Origin of the sequence: Gottfriedia sp. NPDC057991 (assembly GCF_042886615.1) — a bacterium.
Classification (GTDB): domain Bacteria; phylum Bacillota; class Bacilli; order Bacillales; family Bacillaceae_G; genus Gottfriedia.
The window spans coordinates 207,104-224,044 of record NZ_JBHVQN010000007.1 but is presented as its reverse complement, the minus strand read 5'-3'; the positions used below and the strand labels follow the sequence as shown (position 1 = coordinate 224,044).

Below are 16,941 nucleotides of genomic sequence, written 5' to 3'. Positions count from 1 at the left end.
TATGCCTTAAATAATAACTACTGGAAAGAACTAAAATTAAAATTATTGAGTGAGATAATTTCATAAACTTTCGAACCGCCGTATACGGAACCGTATGTACGGTGGTGTGAGAGGTCGGCGCGGTAACGCGCCTCCTACTCGATTTCGAAGTAACTGGCAGTTTAATTGAAGCTCGTTTTTGTAAACACCAAAAATTAAATAGAATTGGAACATATTTTCATCAAGTTTTCATTTTTATTTTGTATCGTATCTAATTATAATGCTAAATATTTATTGAAAGTTAAAGAGACTTTGAAATAACTTGTATTATCGTAATTAAAGAATCTTTGAAATAGGTGGTGATGTATATGTAATTAGAATATAACAATGTTACCTAAGTTACTTTCTTAAATGTTTATGAAATAGTTTCCTTGTTTAAAATGATTTAGGAGTCAAAATCAACCTTTAGATTAGTCATACATAAATGCTACTTCTTTTTTGGGGTTGAACTTGGGACGAGAACGGAATTTATTTAAAATACTTTAATTAAAATAAGTAAATGGAGGAACTGATTATGAAGAAAAAAAATATTATGATGATTTCAAGTCTTACAATAGGTGGAGCTTTACTAGGTGGTACGGTTTTTGCTAGTGCCTCTCAAGTATCTGGCTATGAAGCATATAAAGAAGCTGTAATGCAAACTAAGCAATTAACAAATGAAACGGTTGCTTTACATGTTGCTGTTAAGGATAATGGAGTTCAATTATTTGATGCTAGCGCAAACATGAAACAAAACCAAAAAGAAAATGCTTCTAGCAGCACAAAGACTATCACAGTAGGAGCTAAGACTGAAACTATTAATTCCTACAATCAAGGTGGAAAAGAAATTACAAAATCAAGTAGCAGTAATCAATATTTAGTTCATGAAAATGAATTTGAAAAATTTAAAGACCATCATGATCAAGTGAACCCTCAAATACAAAAGAGTGTGGGAGTTATCATTGACTCTTTAGTTGGTAATATGAAAGATAGTGTAACAGCTAATCAAGATGGATCTAAATTAACAATTGCAATGGATAAAAATCAAGTTACTCCGTTAGTAAATGCATTTGCATCAATTGCCTTAACTAAAGCTGGTGAATCTCATGACGAAATGGATAATAACAAGGAAAATAACAAAGATGAACAATTTACAGAGGTAGAAAATTTAAAAAATTTAATTCCACAACTTCAGAGCGATATTACAATAAATAGTGTGAAATCTAATGTGGATATTAATAATAAAGTTATTAATCACCAAGATGCTGTAATCGTAATAAATGGTACAGATGCTAAAGGTAAAACTCACAGCATCGAAATTGATGTTAATCTAGATTTATCAAATATAAACAAAACAACACCAGATACTATTAACTTATCTGGTAAAAAAGTAAAGGTTATCACTCGCCATTTTAAAGAAGACCATAGAGAATAATAATATTTTGATTGGGAGCGATCCAAAAGCTTAGCTTTTGGTTCTCCCTTCTTTGTTTTTCAAATTTCAACTTTATCTTAAATAATAAATAGAATTAATATAGAGATGGTAGAACATGATAAAACAAACTCATTGTTATATGTAATGAGAGCCTTAAGTATGTTATTACTTGTAGTGAAAAATTTGAAGTAATTTCAGATTTCTATATTTTAACAGACAAATAGTATCTAAAAATACGAGAAAAACATCGTAATTGGTCTGATATTGACGTAGGCGCTTGGCTTTTCTAAATGGAGGCATATATGGAAAAAATTCTTGAGGTCAATAATTTAACAAAGATATATAAAAATGGTAGAGGAGTTAAAAATATAAACTTTGAAGTTTATAAAGGTGAAGTGTTTGGATTTCTTGGCCCTAATGGGGCGGGCAAAACAACAATAATGAAGGCGATAGTGGGATTAAATACAATTCAAACTGGGACCGTGAGCATATTTGGAACGAACTTGCATGAAAATTTTGAAGAAGCTATAAAACATGTTGGATCGATAATTGAAACAGCTGATTTATATTTATATATGACGGCTTATAATAATTTGAAAATAGCATCAAGATTTTATAAGTCAATAAGCGAAACTGATATTGACGAGATTCTGGACGTTGTTAAAATAAAAGAATATAAAAACGAGAAAGTCAGAAATTTTTCATTAGGTATGAAACAAAGACTAGCATTAGCGATAGCACTGTTATCAAAGCCAAAGTTCGTTATATTAGATGAACCTACAAATGGTCTCGATATAGAAGGTACCATTGAAATGAGAAATCTAATAATAAAATTAGCTAAAGAACAGCAAATTACATTTTTTATTTCTAGTCATCTTGTCCATGAAATTGAACTTATGTGTAGTAGAGTTGCAATTATCCATTATGGAGAATTAGTGAATAATGGAAAAGAAATTTCTGAAATTAAAAAAGAGGTTAATTCATTAGAGGAATTTTATATGTCCTCAATAAAAAAAGAGGTATTAAAATAATGGATACATTGGTTGGTAATGTTTTAAACGAAACACAGAAGCTTTTTTTGAAGAAAAAGACAATTGTCTCTTTACTTTTAATAGCTTTGATCAGCTTCTTACCTGCATTCTTTATCTCTTCAATAAAACAAAAATTAGTTTTTATAGCGATGGATTCTATAGATTATCCTTCCATTATCTTAAGTATACTAACGAATTTACTATTACCATTATTTATATTTATGGTGTCTGCAGAACTTTTTTCTGGAGAAGTAGCTGACGGAACGATGAAATTAGTATTGATTCGACCGATAAGTCGTTTAAAAGTTTTTATTTCAAAAAATATAGCAATTGCTTTTTATATTGTTAGTTGTTTAGTGATGGCGTTATTGGTTTCAATTATTTCAAGTATGATATTAAAATTACCCATTGACCATATTTTATATGTGATAAGTACTTATTTTATGGATGTTATTCCGGCTGTTGTTTTTATGGTTTTCACAACCTTTGTGGTGCAATTTTTTAAAAGTAGCAGTACAGCACTGATCAGTGGAATTTTAGTTTATATTGGTATACAAATAATAACTTTATTTATCTCAGGTCTTAATAATATACTATTTACCAATTATTTAAACTGGTCACACGAATGGTTATCAAGTGGAACACTTTTATATAATTTAAATCATTTTTTCATGCTATTAGGATACATGATCGTTTTTTTTATAATCGGATATTATTTTTTTGATAAACAAGAGTATTAATTTAGTAATCTAAGTTGATTTTACTAGCCTTTATTTCTCTGAATATATGTCTATGGGATCAGTCTAAAGTTAGATTTACATTGGAAATTGATTTTAAATGTATTTCTGAAGTGTTAAGAAGTTTAAATTAAGAAAGAGCATATCCTTTAAAACTTGCAAGTTATACTTTTATAAAAGTCTCTCATTGTAAAAGTATAGAAAATAGGATAGATAAGGAGCAATATATAGCTGCTTTATCTGTTCTTTTTTGTACTAAATGTCCTCAAATACTTCAACATTAATAAGAAGATGATCTTAATTTTGAACACCCTCTTTTTTGCTAAATGACAAGAAGGATCCAAGATTGGTAATTGCTTTTGCTTATGCACAGAGAATTTATGCTTTAAGGAATAATACAGAGGAAATAATTAGAGGATGTTAAAGATCCTTTAATTTTATTAAAACAATAAAATAATTAATATAAAGGGTAGTGTTATGTTGAAAAAATGGGGTTTAGTACTTTTTTCAGTATGTTTTGTTTTAATTGCTTGTATTCAAATTAATACAAAAAAACAGACTACGAATAAATTATTTATAATTAATCCGTCAAAAGAGTTGAAAATTCCGAAAATTGATCACGTCGTTATAGTAATTGAGGAAAATCACGCGAAGCAACAGATTATGGGAAATCATTCGGCACCTTATATAAATTCACTAATGGCCCAAGGTGCCAATTTAACTAACTATCATGCAATAGAACATCCTAGCCAGCCGAATTATTTGGATTTGTTCTCTGGATCAAATCAAGGTATCACTGACGATGATTTACCAAAAACAAAATTCTCATCAGAAAATTTAGCAAATGAGCTTATTGAAAAAAAATTAACGTTTGTCGGTTATTCTGAAGACCTACCTTCAATTGGATTTAATGGAGAATACAACAAAGATTATGCACGTAGGCACAATCCCTGGGTTAATTTTACTAACGTCACAAAAAAAGCAAATCAGCCATTAGAAAAATTCCCAACAAATTTTAGGCAACTGCCAACTGTTTCATTTATAATCCCTAATATCCAAAATGACATGCACGATGGATCAATTAAAGAAGGAGACCAGTGGTTAAAAAAACAAATAAGTGCTTATGTCAATTGGGCAAAAATGAATAATAGTCTATTAATTGTAACATGGGATGAAGATGACCTTTCACATAATAACAAAATTCCCACTTTTTTTGTCGGTCCCATGGTAAAAAAAGGGCAATTTAACGAAAAGTTAAACCATTTTAATCTCTTACATACTATTGAGGATATTTACGGATTAGAACATGCAGGTACAAGTAAATCAGTTAAAACGATTAATAATATATGGAAATAATAAAAAATGCTTTAATGCACTATTTTATTTTAAATTAAAACTAGTTCCTTTTATTTTTCTTTAAAAATAAATATAGATTTCAAGCCCACTTAACATGTGGAATCCGTAATTATTCTATTATCTTAAAGTCTCATATAAAGTAGTAAACGATTCCTCTTCTATTTACAGATATATTTTTGAATGCAGTTCTAAATATAGACAGCTAAAAAATCAAAAAAGATTATTTGCTCAATAAATTAAGCATGAATTTATTGTACAACAAATGGAAGTTCTTAACATCCAAATATCATTGAATGGCTCAAGGTGATTTAAAAATCGAGCTGCCATTTCGATTAGTCACGCGGTTTTAAAGAACGTTTATAACCTTTTAAAGAAGAGAGAACCTTATTAAAAAATGGGTGCTAATTATTATGACAAACGAAGAGAAGAAACACTTGTAAGAAGGGCTGTATAAAAATTAAGACACTAGCATATGAAGTTGATCTTCAAAAAACTAGTGCCAAAATCAATCATAATGTATATGGGGAATTTATCAATTACGCTTGCCTTACCCTCTATCCTTTTTTGTCTTTTTACTGATAAGGGGGTTTTTAAGTTAGATCCTTAATAAAATAAGGAATCTCAATTTGCAATTCTTAAACGGTTTTTATTTATTCGCGGCGTCTATTACACTAAGCGAATGATTAATTGCAGTTTTACATTTACTTGCATCTGGATTTGATGTGCGTACAGTTGCTAATACAACGTCGATGGTTCCATCAATTTTAGTCCATGTCGAGCCATCTATTTTTCTAAGTTTAGCCTCTGACGTATCCCATTGATGCTCCAGAGTATCAGCATCTTTTTTGGCTGATGCAAAGTTCTTAGTATTCACTTCAGTTAGTATTTTATTTTCTATTGTTACAAAATCAGATAATTGGCCTGATAATGTTGTTTTAGTAGATGCGGCTTTTGATGATAATTTAACATAACCGCCAATACCAACTGCTAAGAAAATGCACAGTACCAAAATAGTTTGTGTCATTACATTTTTCTTACTTCTATTTGCTTCTTTCGTTTTTGTAGTTTCATCTTTTGCTGAAGAATCAATTTTTGTAACAGCAAGGAATACGATGATCGCTAAGATTGCGATAAGAAAAATGATACTTGTACTTGTTGTTCCTAAACCTAACCCACCATTCACTTTGGGCTGAGATAAGTAATCTCCTAAAGATGCCCCAAGTGGGCGAGTTAGAATATATGCAATCCAAAAAGCTAACATCCCATCAAGTTTTAAAAACTTCCAAGCTAAAAATACACAAAGAATGATAACAATTACTGTTAATCCTGTATTAAAATACCCTAAACCAAGTTGTTCGGAATATAAATCTCCAACTGCAGTTCCTAGTGCAAAAGTGAAAAGAATGGCAAGCCAATAGAAAACTTCTCTTTTTCTTGTAAAAATTGAGTGAATAGAGAGTGTTTTTTCACTAAGATACCAAAAAAGGAACGTTAATCCTAGTAGTACTGAGAAAACAATTGTACTTGTCTCAAGAGGTACTCCCATTGCGTCTGTCAAATTGTCAGTTACCAATGTTCCGAATACACTTATCAGAACAACAGTTATCCAATAAATACTTGGAGTATATTTATTTACTTTGAATTGAAAAAACAATGAGATGAAAAATGCTACACCCATGATAAACGTAGTAGGTCCTAATCCTAAACCTAAGTTAAAATTTAGGAAATCAGCAAATGTTTCCCCTACCGTTGTACATAAAACTTTGATAATCCAGAAATAGATTGTAACTTCTGGTACTTTGTTAAGTAATGTTTTCATTTTATTTTGGTTTTCTTCCATAAATAAACTCCTTTCATTTGATTTAGATTTCCCTTTTATATTTACACATAATTATAAAAGGGAAATGAAAATACAGGTAAATAGGGGTAAATAGGATATTTTATTTTTACAACTATTTGATATTTTATACATTCTTGCATAATCAACATTATCGGATACAATTTTAAAAGCTGCATATAACCCTGCAATCATTAACCTATTATTTAACTTTAAATTTTTTGTCTATAAAAACTACTTCTATTTTTGAGTGTAATAATTTAAAATTTCTTGGTCATATTTATCTTTCGAGTGATTTGATTTAGTTAAGGCTTTTTAATGGAATACTAAATTTTTAATATGATCGTAAAATAAAAAAGCAGTTTGTTTCGTACATATACAATCTGCTTTCATTTATTTATTCTTTTTTTTCAATATATTATATCTAAATCCATAAGCTCCATTCGGGCTCATGTCATAGTTGCTCCATTACTCTCTGTAAAAAATTTCTTCATAAGTGGTGGAGTTACAATTGTTGTGATTAGTACCACTATAACAAGAATCGCAAACATTTCCTTACTTAAAAGATTATTTGCTAAGCCAGTTGATGCCATAATTAGGGCAACTTCTCCGCGTGATACCATTGCTGAACCAATTCCGAGTGAATTTTTAGTTGGAAAACCCGCCAGTTTTGCTCCTAATGCTCCACCTATTAGTTTCGTTAATATAGCGATAATACTTATCATAATAATGGTCGGAATCGAATGGCTTAACCCTGTAAATTGAACTGATACACCGATTAAAGTGAAAAACACAGGTACAAATACAGAGTAAGCAATCGTTTCGACCTTTTCAAAAACCTCTTGTTTAAACTTAGTAACGGATATCGAAATACCTGCGATATAAGCTCCGATTATTGCAGCAATTCCTGTTTGGTCTGCAAAGGCCGAGAATAAGAAGCATACTATTAAGGCAGCAGAGATTAGTGTTTCTGAAACGTTTAGTTTTATAAACTTTTTTAGGAACCAAGGTACAACCTTCCACCCGATTAATATAGCAAATGTAAAAAATATAAACTTTTTAAATAAAAGAATTGGTAAACTAACGGCACTACCGCTGAAACTCATAACAAATGCTAAAGCTATGATGACAACAATATCATCAATTACAGCAGCACCTAAAATTGTCGCACCATCTTTTGTTTTAAGTTTACCCATTTCTTTTAATGTAGCTACAGAAATACTTACGCTAGTTGCAGAAAGAATCAACCCTAAAAAAATAGCTTCAAATTGGCTTAAATTTATAGAGATACCATAAAGATAACCTGAGAATAATGGGAATAGTATTCCAAGTACACCTACATAAGAAGAAGCTTTCCCAGTTCGTTTAAATTCATTAACATCGGTTTCTAAACCTGCAATAAACATAAGTAAAATGACGCCAATTTCGCTCATTTCATGTAATGTTTCTGTTTCAGTAATGATTCCAAGTACAGCTGGACCTAGTATGATCCCTATTAAAAGCTTTCCTAAAACTGCAGGTTGACCAAGCTTTGTACTTAAATCCCCAAAAACTTTAGAGGCAATCAATATAATCGCAAGTTGCACATAAAGCATAAATTCATCTCCTGTCTGATCGCATAAAAAAAGAACCTGCCACAATAGGGTAAGTAAAATACTACATACTTATCCCTATCGTGACAGGCTCCTCCGAACAATGCATTAAATTTAATCTAAGTATAAACTAAAATTGAATTAGAAAACAAGCTTAAGTAATAGATTGGTAACAATTAGATAGAAACTTAGTTTAATAGAATTAATAAAATAAGCGAAATAAAATAAGCAAAATGAAGGAGTATAAACGAAATGGCACTTTTTATTTTTCGAAAAAATAACATATGTTTTAGTACAAAAGAGTGTACATAAATTAAAATCATACTCCCGAAAAAACCATAGAAATATCCAAAAATTACCCAAAGGGTCATCTGATTTACTTGTGAAGATTCAGTACGAAATCCTCTGTATAATGAGACAAGATAAAAAACTGACCAGTAATTGATGAACGCAATTAATCCAATTAATAATAATATCCAATTCGAATTCCGTAAAATGAACTGAAAAACATTACGAAATATTTTATTCATATAGTTTAGGTTTGTAGTCAACTCTTCACGCTCCTAGAGTTGGTTTAGATCAATCAACTACGAGAACAAATCAATTAAGTGGTAATATCTTTACATAATATTCAATTGATTCCATGAATACGCCGTAATTAGATATTATAAATAATTTTTTGTAAATATTTATAGAACGATAAAGTAACTAGATAAATAAATTTTATGTTTTATCTAAAAAGGATATGTTCTTAATAAAAAACTTGATGATCTGTTTACTACACTTCTTTAGAAAACGAATAATTTAAACAAAAAAAAGAGGCCCAATAAGTAAAACAACTTAAAAGGCGCTCTGTTTAATTTAATTTTTAGTTGGTTCAATTTGAGTAAATATATCTCGATGAACTCTTTTCATTTCTTCAAAAAATTGCTCACGTTTAATATTATTATTATCTAAAATTTCTTTAAATGAATTTGTTTTACCTTTTTGAGCGATGATATTTTCCAAAGGTTTATTTGAAAGTTTTGATACAACTGCAATAAATATTAATTTCTTCATTTCCATTTTATGTTGATCAACAGCTTTATTTATATTTGCTTCAGGTTGGTTTAAGTAATTTGAAATATACTTAACAACTTCTTTTTTGTGGCTTTCTAACATTTTATTTGCTTTGTGGTGATGGTGATGATGTCTATGATGCTCACCATCTTCTGTTGTTGCATCGTGATCATGATGTGGATGCACATAATAATTTGCTGCCGCAATGTTTTCGGCATTTACTGTAATTGTACTAAGTGTAAAAAGACTAACTACTGCACTTGCAAAAATAGCTTTTTTCATTTTGATTACCTCTTTTCTTATTTGGATTTTTTTATCTTTACCAATTTCCAAAGAAAAATTTACCATTAATGAATTTTTAATGAATTTTTAAGGTATTTATAATGGATATGAGGGAGTCAAAACAAAATTCTATATAGTACTTTTTAAAAAAATGAGGGAGAAAATAAAAAAACTGTCTTAAATTAGACAGTTTTTTTCTAAACCCCTTTTTTCAATTGCTAATATAAAAGGAGGATTATTTGCTTGATTAATAAATCGATAAGTTAATACATGTGCCAAGTCTTGAGGGATGTTTTGAGCAAAGTTCATTAATGCATCTTTTTCAATTTCTCCGCCTTCATGACCATGATAAATCACAACTACGATAATCCCTTCAGGAGCCATCATTTCGAGTATGTGTTCAATTGCAGAAATGGTTGACTCGGGTACTGTTACAACTGATTTATCACTACCAGGTAAATAACCAAGATTAAAAATTGCACCTTTTAATTTCTCATGAAATGAAGCTGGGATTACTTTTTTTACTTCTGCATGACTTCTTTGCAAAAGTGTAACTTGATTGCTTAAATTTTCATTATTTATTTTTTCAGTCGTCTTTTGAATAGCTAATTCTTGGATATCGAATCCGTATACATGACCAGTTTCACCAACCAATTTTGCTAAAAATACTGTATCATGACCATTACCTATTGTGGCATCAATGGTAATATCGCCTTCTTTAACAGTTGATTGGAGAAGCTTTCTAGCGTACGGTAAAATACGATCTAGAATCATGTTAATTGTACTCGATTGTTTGCGAATTTACCTTGCCAGCTATTTCTACGTTCAAACTCACGATCAATTGCATTCAATACTTCCCATTTTTTTAAGCTCCACATTGGTCCGATTAATAAATCAGGTGGACCGTCTCCAGTAATACGATGTACGATTACATCACTTGGAATGATTTCAAGCTGATCAACGACTAAGTTAATATAAGCGTCAAAATCCATGAATTCAACTAGTCCTTTTTCATATTGCTTCATCATTGCCGTACCTTTTAATAGGTGAAGTAAGTGAATTTTAATTCCTTGGATATCAAGTTTAGCAACTTCCATCGCAGTTTCCATCATCATTTCTGGTGTTTCCAGAGGTAACCCATTAATAATATGTGAACAAATACGGATGTTGTGCTTTCTTAATTTTTCTACGCCTTCTACGTAAGTTTTATAATCATGTGCACGATTAATAATATTTGCAGTTTTTTCGTGAACAGTTTGTAATCCTAATTCAACCCATAAATAAGTTCGTTTATTTAAATCTGCAAGATATTCAACGACATCATCTGGTAAACAATCCGGTCTTGTTGCGATTGATAAACCTACTACGCCTTCTTGCTCTAATATTGGTTCGAACTTTTGTTTTAATACTTCTACTGGTGCGTGAGTATTTGTATATGCTTGGAAATAGCCTAAGTACTTTCCGTTTTGCCATTTCTCATGCATTTTATCTTTTATTTTATGAAATTGAGTTACAACATCTTCAGCTCGGTCTCCTGCAAAGTCGCCTGAACCAGATGCGCTACAAAAAGTACAACCCCCAAACGCAACTGTACCATCTCTATTTGGACAATCAAATCCAGCATCTATTGAAACTTTAAAAACTTTTTCGCCAAATTGTTGTCTTAAATGATAATTCCACGAATGATATCTTTTATGATCTATTGTATATGGAAAAGGATTGTTTTTTGTCATTCCTCATCCCTCCCTTAATTTAAGTCAATATTATCGATTTTATCATGCTCTAAAAAGAAAACCAAATGGAAAAACCTTTCTTATTTGTAAAGAAATAATTGTACTCTGATTGAAAGGTTCGGAAATACTATCCTTGAGGTAACCTACATATCGGATACTTCATTAAAGTCTGAAGGAGGTATTTTCATGGGAATAACAGATCGCGCATTCGGACAAGAACAAGTACAAAAAGCAAAAGAAGCGTATGATTACGCAGTAGAACAATTAGAAATTGGGATGAGACAAGAGCATTATAATGATATTGAATATTCACAAGCACAGGCAGGTGTTGAAGAAGCACTTATTGAGCTTGAAAAAGTTGCAAACCTTGCAAATGCAGAAAATAAAGATGAGTTCTATCGTTTACGTAGACAATTAACACAACTACAACATCAGATGATTATAACTCCGCACTAAAGGAGATTAGAATATGCAAGAATACGTTCAAGAATATGCAATCCTTGGGAGGAATCCAAAAGTGGTAAAAAAGAAATCAAAAAGTAATAACCCTGAACAAACAACAAAAAATAAAACAAAAACAGAATTCTCAGGTGAACTTTCAGCAGTAGATCAAGTCAAAATAAATAACTCTAAAAAAGGTCAACCACAGAGATCAAAGCAGGGATAATGAAATAGAAAAGCAATCTTAAAAGAAGGCATCACTGCCTTCTTTTTTCTTTGTTATTTGGTAATTTTAGGGTTTTTATGATGCTTTTCTAACTCAATCTAGGTTTTTTGTCCTTCTTAGCTCTCCTCACTCAAAGCGTCCCTCTTGAAAGTAGGTCGATTCTCCTCTACAATTAATGAGTTAAAGAGATAAAAATAGATAAAAAGGGACAGCTTTGAGGGGAGTACGGGATGCCAAAAAAACTATGGTTTTTGTTAATCGGTATGATTTTAAATGTTACAGGTAATTCTTTTTTATGGCCATTCAATACAGTATACATCCATATATATTTAGGAAAGTCCTTGTCTGTTGCGGGGCTTATTTTAATGTTTAATTCATTGGCCGGTGTATTTGGTAATATGCTGGGAGGCTGGCTTTTTGATAAATTTGGAGGATATAGGTCAATCCTTACTGGTATTAGTATTACGTTTTTGTCGATTTTAGGTTTGGTTATTAATCATTCTTGGACATATTACAGTTGTTTCTTCGTCATATTAGGGTTTGGAGTTGGTATTGTATTTCCATCAATGTATGCAATGGTTGGAGCGGCATGGCCAGAAGGTGGACGTAAAGCTTTTAATGCAATTTATGTAGCTCAAAATCTTGGTGTGGCGATTGGTACGGCATTAGGTGGAGTTGTTGCGGCCGCTAATATTAATTATATTTTCACTGCTAATTTGCTATTATACATTGTTTTCTTCTTAGTAGCTTTATTTGGATTTAGAGATATTGGAGTACCTAAGGAAATAAAAGAAACTTCTCAAGTAGAAAAAGCAGAAAAACAAAAATTTTCATTTACTCCTTCAATGAAGGCTTTGATGATTGTTTGTTGTGCGTACGTTTTATGTTGGTTAGTTTATGTTCAATGGCAAACTACGATTGCTTCAGAAATGCAAAATCTACACATTGGCTTAAAAAAATATAGTCTATTATGGACTGTAAATGGTGCACTTATTGTATTAGCTCAACCTGTAATATCAACTGCTATTCGTAAATATGCTTTAAGTATGAGAAAGCAAATGTTATTTGGAATTGGATTCTTTATCGTTTCGACTATTTTTGTAAGTACTGCAGAACAGTTCTCAATGTTTATGACTGGTATGATCATTTTAACGATAGGAGAAATGTTTGTATGGCCCGCAGTACCAACTATTGCAAATATGCTTGCTCCAAAAGATCGTATAGGAATGTATCAAGGGATTGTAAATAGTGCAGCGACGGTTGGAAGAATGCTTGGACCTGTTATTGGAGGAGCACTTGTTGATACTTTTAATATGAGGGTATTATTTATCATTTTAGTTGTCTTTTTATTAATTAGCATGGTTTTCTCTGTGCTCTATGAAAGATTTGTAAAAAAAGTAGTAAAAGCAGAAAATCAAACTTTTGCTTCTTAAAAATAGGCAATGTATAATTGACCTTTTTCTTTGGTTATAATAAAATGGTATAAATTAAATCTAAATGATCGGCAATGATTGGGAATAGTAGTGAATATGAAGAGGTTTAGAGAGTTGACGGTTGGTGAAAGTCAATCCATTCTATTCATGAACTCGCCCATAAGCCACATTTGTGAACGGTTTTTACCAAGTAATAAATGTCGTGTTCCACGTTACGGAAACAAGTGAATGTATTTTTACATTAATTTGGGTGGTACCGCGGGAAATCCTCTCGTCCCTTTTGGGATGGGAGGTTTTTTTTATTTGTAGACCGCTAGTACCACAGCCGAGCCATTTATACATGAAAAAAGGAGGCAATAATATGAGTTTTAATCATCGTACTATTGAACAGAAATGGCAGAAGTATTGGTTAGAAAATAAAACGTTTAAAACAACTGACGATACAAGCAAGCCGAAATTTTATGCACTTGATATGTTCCCTTATCCATCTGGAGCGGGATTACATGTAGGTCATCCAGAAGGGTACACAGCTACTGATATCCTTTCAAGAATGAAAAGAATGCAAGGCTATAATGTACTTCATCCAATGGGTTGGGATGCATTTGGTCTACCTGCAGAACAATATGCATTAGATACAGGTAATGATCCAGCCGAGTTTACTGAAAAGAATATTAATACTTTCCGTAATCAAATTCAGGCGCTAGGATTCTCATATGATTGGGATCGTGAAGTAAATACAACTGATCCTAATTATTACAAATGGACTCAATGGATTTTCCTAAGAATGGTTGAAAAAGGATTAGCTTATGTAGATGAAGTTCCAGTTAACTGGTGCCCAGCTCTTGGTACAGTTTTAGCTAATGAAGAAGTAATTGATGGGAAAAGTGAGCGCGGAGGACATCCGGTTGAACGTCGTCCAATGAAGCAATGGATCTTAAAAATCACAGCTTATGCTGATCGATTATTAGAAGATCTAGAAGAATTAGATTGGCCTGAAAGCTTAAAAGAAATGCAACGTAACTGGATAGGTCGTTCGGAAGGTGCTGAAGTTTACTTTAATGTTGATGGATTCGATGAAAAAGTAACAGTATTTACAACGCGCCCAGATACATTATTCGGTGCAACTTATGTTGTATTAGCTCCAGAACATGATTTCGTTAATAAAATTACATCCGCAGACCAAAAAGATGCAGTTGAAGCATACATCGATTCAGTTAAATCGAAAAGTGATCTAGAGCGAACTGATTTAGCGAAGGATAAATCTGGTGTATTCACAGGAGCATATGCAATTAACCCTGTAAATAACGAAAAACTTCCAATTTGGATTGCTGATTATGTACTTGCAAGCTATGGAACTGGTGCAGTTATGGCAGTACCAGCACATGATGAGCGCGATCACGAATTTGCAGTTAAATTTAAATTACCAATCGTTGAAGTTGTTGAAGGTGGAGACGTTCAAAAAGAGGCTTACGCTGGAGATGGCAAACATGTTAACTCTGATTTCTTAAACGGTTTAAATAAAGAAGAAGCACTTGTTAAAATGATCGAATGGTTAGATTCTTCAAAAGCAGGTGAGAAAAAAGTTACGTATCGTCTACGCGATTGGTTATTCTCTCGTCAAAGATATTGGGGAGAACCAATTCCAGTAATTTTCTGGGAAGATGGTACGATGACAGTTGTTCCTGATGAGGAATTACCATTAATTCTCCCGAAAGCAGAAGATATTCGCCCAAGTGGAACTGGAGAGTCTCCATTAGCGAATATTGCTGATTGGGTTAATGTAGTTGATCCAGTAACAGGTAAAAAAGGAAGACGTGAAACAAATACAATGCCACAATGGGGCGGAAGCTGTTGGTATTACTTACGTTATATTGATCCAAATAATAGCGAAGCAATCGCAGATTCTGAATTACTAAAGCATTGGTTACCAGTTGATGTATACATTGGAGGAGCAGAGCATGCAGTTCTTCACTTACTATACGCTCGTTTCTGGCATAAATTCCTTTATGATTTAGGTGTAGTTCCTACAAAAGAGCCATTCCAAAAGCTATTCAACCAAGGAATGATCTTAGGGGAAAATAATGAAAAAATGTCTAAGTCTAAAGGAAATGTTGTAAATCCTGATGATATCGTTGCTAGCCATGGTGCTGATACATTACGTTTATATGAAATGTTCATGGGTCCATTAGATGCATCAATCGCTTGGTCAGAAAATGGATTAGATGGTTCTCGTCGCTTCTTAGACCGAGTATGGCGTTTATTTATTACTGATAACGAAGAACTTTCAGATAAAATTGTTGAAGGTCTTACTTCTAGCAGTCTTGAAAAAACATATCACCAAACAGTAAAGAAAGTAACAGAGGACTTTGAAGGTTTACGCTTTAACACTGCAATTTCACAAATGATGGTGTTTATTAATGAAGCATATAAAGCTGACCAATTACCAAAAGAAATGGTTGAAGGTTTTGCAAAGCTATTAGCACCAGTAGCTCCACATATCGGTGAAGAACTTTGGAGTAAGCTAGGGGCTAGTGATTCAATTTCATATGCTACATGGCCAGCATACGATGAAGCTAAGCTTGTAGAAGACGAAATTGAAATCGTAGTACAAATTAATGGTAAAGTAAAAGCAAAATTACTTGTTGCAAAAGATGCTTCTCGTGAGCAAATGGAGCAAATTGCATTATCAGACGATGCAGTTAAGGAACAAGTTGAAGGTAAAACGGTTCGAAAAATCATTGCTGTACCAGGTAAATTAGTCAATATCGTTGCTAACTAAATAGTTAATTCGAAAAAACCTCTTATTGAGGTTTTTTCTTTTTTTATTTCATATTTTTACTTTCTAATTCATGAAACCTTTATGAAAGCTTTAAGTTAGCCAGAGACTTTGCCTTAAAGATTTTTGTAAATAGAAAAACTTATGGTTAATCTGTAAATTTAACCAATGAAACGTACTTTTTGCATAGAAAATAATTAGTTGTTAAGATGTTGCTATATAGGGAGGATGAATTAAGATGAATACGATTTCTGCAAATGAAGTTAAAGAGCGTTTAGAAGCAGGAGAAACGCTATTTTTAGTAGATGTACGAGAGGACTATGAGGTTGAGTATGGGAAAATTCCAGAAGCAGTTCATATTCCAATGGGACAAATTCCTAGCAAATTAGATGTTTTTAATAAAGAATTTGAATACATTTTTATTTGTAAGGCAGGCGTTCGTAGTGAGAATGTTTGCGAATATTTAAATGAGCAAGGCTATAAGGCGATCAACATGGAAGGTGGAATGATGGCCTGGGAAGGCGAGATTGAATAAAAAAAATTGTCTGTGTCTATACTTTGTCTAAACTACTGAAATCCAACGTTTTTGTTGGATTTTTTCTTTATTTGGTTTAAATTAGGCTAATGTTTTTTGGCATAAGGAATATTAACCATGGAGTTGTGACATATATTAAAGTAGAACCTCATATATTTTTTCATTGAGGTCTTTGCTTGTTAGAAAGGAGGGGGTTGATTTGCCTAAAACATTAAAAATTGATATTACCGATAAAATAATTGGTAAATTTAAAGATGGGCATATGGAATTGTATTCTTCAAAGTATTTAATTGGAAGGTTTTATTTTAAAGACTTAAAACAATCTTTCGAATTGGCAGATGGATATGTTGAAGAGGATGGACGATTCTATTTATTAGTGAACTTGCAACACGAACAATCGAACGCTCGCCTTTGACCTTAAATTAGGGACGGTGGATTTGTGCCAAAGAA

The 16,941-nt window shown here is 31.9% G+C and carries 15 protein-coding genes and 1 other annotated feature; of the genes, 10 read left to right on the top strand and 5 right to left on the bottom strand.

The genetic code is table 11. The features are described 5' to 3' along the window. Positions 1–553 precede the first annotated feature (553 nt). The 4 genes from ACFVR2_RS21845 to ACFVR2_RS21830 all read left to right on the top strand — a co-directional run bounded on the left by ACFVR2_RS21845 (position 554) and on the right by ACFVR2_RS21830 (position 4,577). The gene (locus ACFVR2_RS21845) at positions 554–1,453 is read left to right on the top strand and encodes a hypothetical protein (RefSeq protein WP_387366738.1); all 900 of its coding nucleotides are present in this window, start codon (positions 554–556) and stop codon (positions 1,451–1,453) included. Between the two features lie 302 nt (positions 1,454–1,755). Then, entirely contained in the window at positions 1,756–2,484 is a 729-nt protein-coding gene (locus ACFVR2_RS21840; RefSeq protein ID WP_387366735.1) for an ABC transporter ATP-binding protein, read from the top strand. Further along, the gene (locus tag ACFVR2_RS21835) at positions 2,484–3,224 is read left to right on the top strand and encodes an ABC transporter permease (protein WP_387366732.1); all 741 of its coding nucleotides are present in this window, start codon (positions 2,484–2,486) and stop codon (positions 3,222–3,224) included. The genes ACFVR2_RS21840 and ACFVR2_RS21835 overlap by 1 nt, the downstream gene beginning before the upstream one ends. A 474-nt stretch (positions 3,225–3,698) precedes the next feature. Continuing rightward, positions 3,699–4,577, top strand: coding sequence for an alkaline phosphatase family protein (locus tag ACFVR2_RS21830; protein WP_387366729.1), 879 nt, complete (start codon positions 3,699–3,701; stop codon positions 4,575–4,577). A 646-nt stretch (positions 4,578–5,223) separates the two neighbouring features. Here ACFVR2_RS21830 and ACFVR2_RS21825 read toward each other — a convergent pair. The 5 genes from ACFVR2_RS21825 to mnmL form a co-directional block, all read right to left on the bottom strand. Next, the gene (locus ACFVR2_RS21825) at positions 5,224–6,417 is read right to left on the bottom strand and encodes a COG4705 family protein (RefSeq protein WP_387366726.1); all 1,194 of its coding nucleotides are present in this window, start codon (positions 6,415–6,417) and stop codon (positions 5,224–5,226) included. Between the two features lie 446 nt (positions 6,418–6,863). Continuing rightward, positions 6,864–8,009: a cation:proton antiporter gene (locus ACFVR2_RS21820; RefSeq protein WP_387366723.1), complete on the bottom strand. Its 1,146-nt coding sequence runs from the start codon at positions 8,007–8,009 to the stop codon at positions 6,864–6,866. Positions 8,010–8,867: 858 nt separating this feature from the next. Continuing rightward, positions 8,868–9,347, bottom strand: coding sequence for a hypothetical protein (locus ACFVR2_RS21815; RefSeq protein ID WP_387366720.1), 480 nt, complete (start codon positions 9,345–9,347; stop codon positions 8,868–8,870). 177 nt (positions 9,348–9,524) lie between these two features. Further along, the gene (mnmM, locus tag ACFVR2_RS21810; RefSeq protein WP_387366717.1) at positions 9,525–10,121 is read right to left on the bottom strand and encodes a tRNA 5-(aminomethyl)-2-thiouridylate-methyltransferase MnmM; all 597 of its coding nucleotides are present in this window, start codon (positions 10,119–10,121) and stop codon (positions 9,525–9,527) included. After that, entirely contained in the window at positions 10,118–11,080 is a 963-nt protein-coding gene (mnmL, locus tag ACFVR2_RS21805) for a tRNA modification radical SAM protein MnmL/YtqA (protein ID WP_114346696.1), read from the bottom strand. Before mnmL ends, mnmM begins: the two co-directional genes overlap by 4 nt. Positions 11,081–11,266: 186 nt before the next feature. On the opposite strand from mnmL, the gene ACFVR2_RS21800 reads away from it, so the two are divergent. The 6 genes from ACFVR2_RS21800 to ACFVR2_RS21775 all read left to right on the top strand — a co-directional run bounded on the left by ACFVR2_RS21800 (position 11,267) and on the right by ACFVR2_RS21775 (position 16,906). After that, positions 11,267–11,536 carry a DUF2524 family protein gene (locus tag ACFVR2_RS21800; protein ID WP_387366712.1) on the top strand — a complete coding sequence of 90 codons (270 nt, stop codon included), beginning with the start codon at positions 11,267–11,269 and terminating at the stop codon, positions 11,534–11,536. A gap of 61 nt (positions 11,537–11,597) precedes the next feature. Then, positions 11,598–11,747, top strand: a complete 150-nt coding sequence (locus tag ACFVR2_RS21795) for a glycogen biosynthesis protein GlgD (protein ID WP_129691216.1) — start codon at positions 11,598–11,600, stop codon at positions 11,745–11,747. A gap of 230 nt (positions 11,748–11,977) precedes the next feature. Then, positions 11,978–13,180, top strand: a complete 1,203-nt coding sequence (locus ACFVR2_RS21790; protein ID WP_387366709.1) for an MDR family MFS transporter — start codon at positions 11,978–11,980, stop codon at positions 13,178–13,180. Between the two features lie 65 nt (positions 13,181–13,245). After that, positions 13,246–13,462: a binding site (T-box leader), on the top strand. Positions 13,463–13,541: 79 nt separating this feature from the next. After that, a complete protein-coding gene (gene leuS / locus ACFVR2_RS21785) occupies positions 13,542–15,959 on the top strand; it encodes a leucine--tRNA ligase (RefSeq protein ID WP_387366706.1) in 2,418 nt (805 codons plus the stop codon). A gap of 235 nt (positions 15,960–16,194) precedes the next feature. After that, positions 16,195–16,491, top strand: a complete 297-nt coding sequence (locus tag ACFVR2_RS21780) for a rhodanese-like domain-containing protein (protein WP_056473331.1) — start codon at positions 16,195–16,197, stop codon at positions 16,489–16,491. Between the two features lie 199 nt (positions 16,492–16,690). Next, a complete protein-coding gene (locus tag ACFVR2_RS21775; protein WP_387366702.1) occupies positions 16,691–16,906 on the top strand; it encodes a DUF2553 family protein in 216 nt (71 codons plus the stop codon). Positions 16,907–16,941 lie beyond the last annotated feature (35 nt).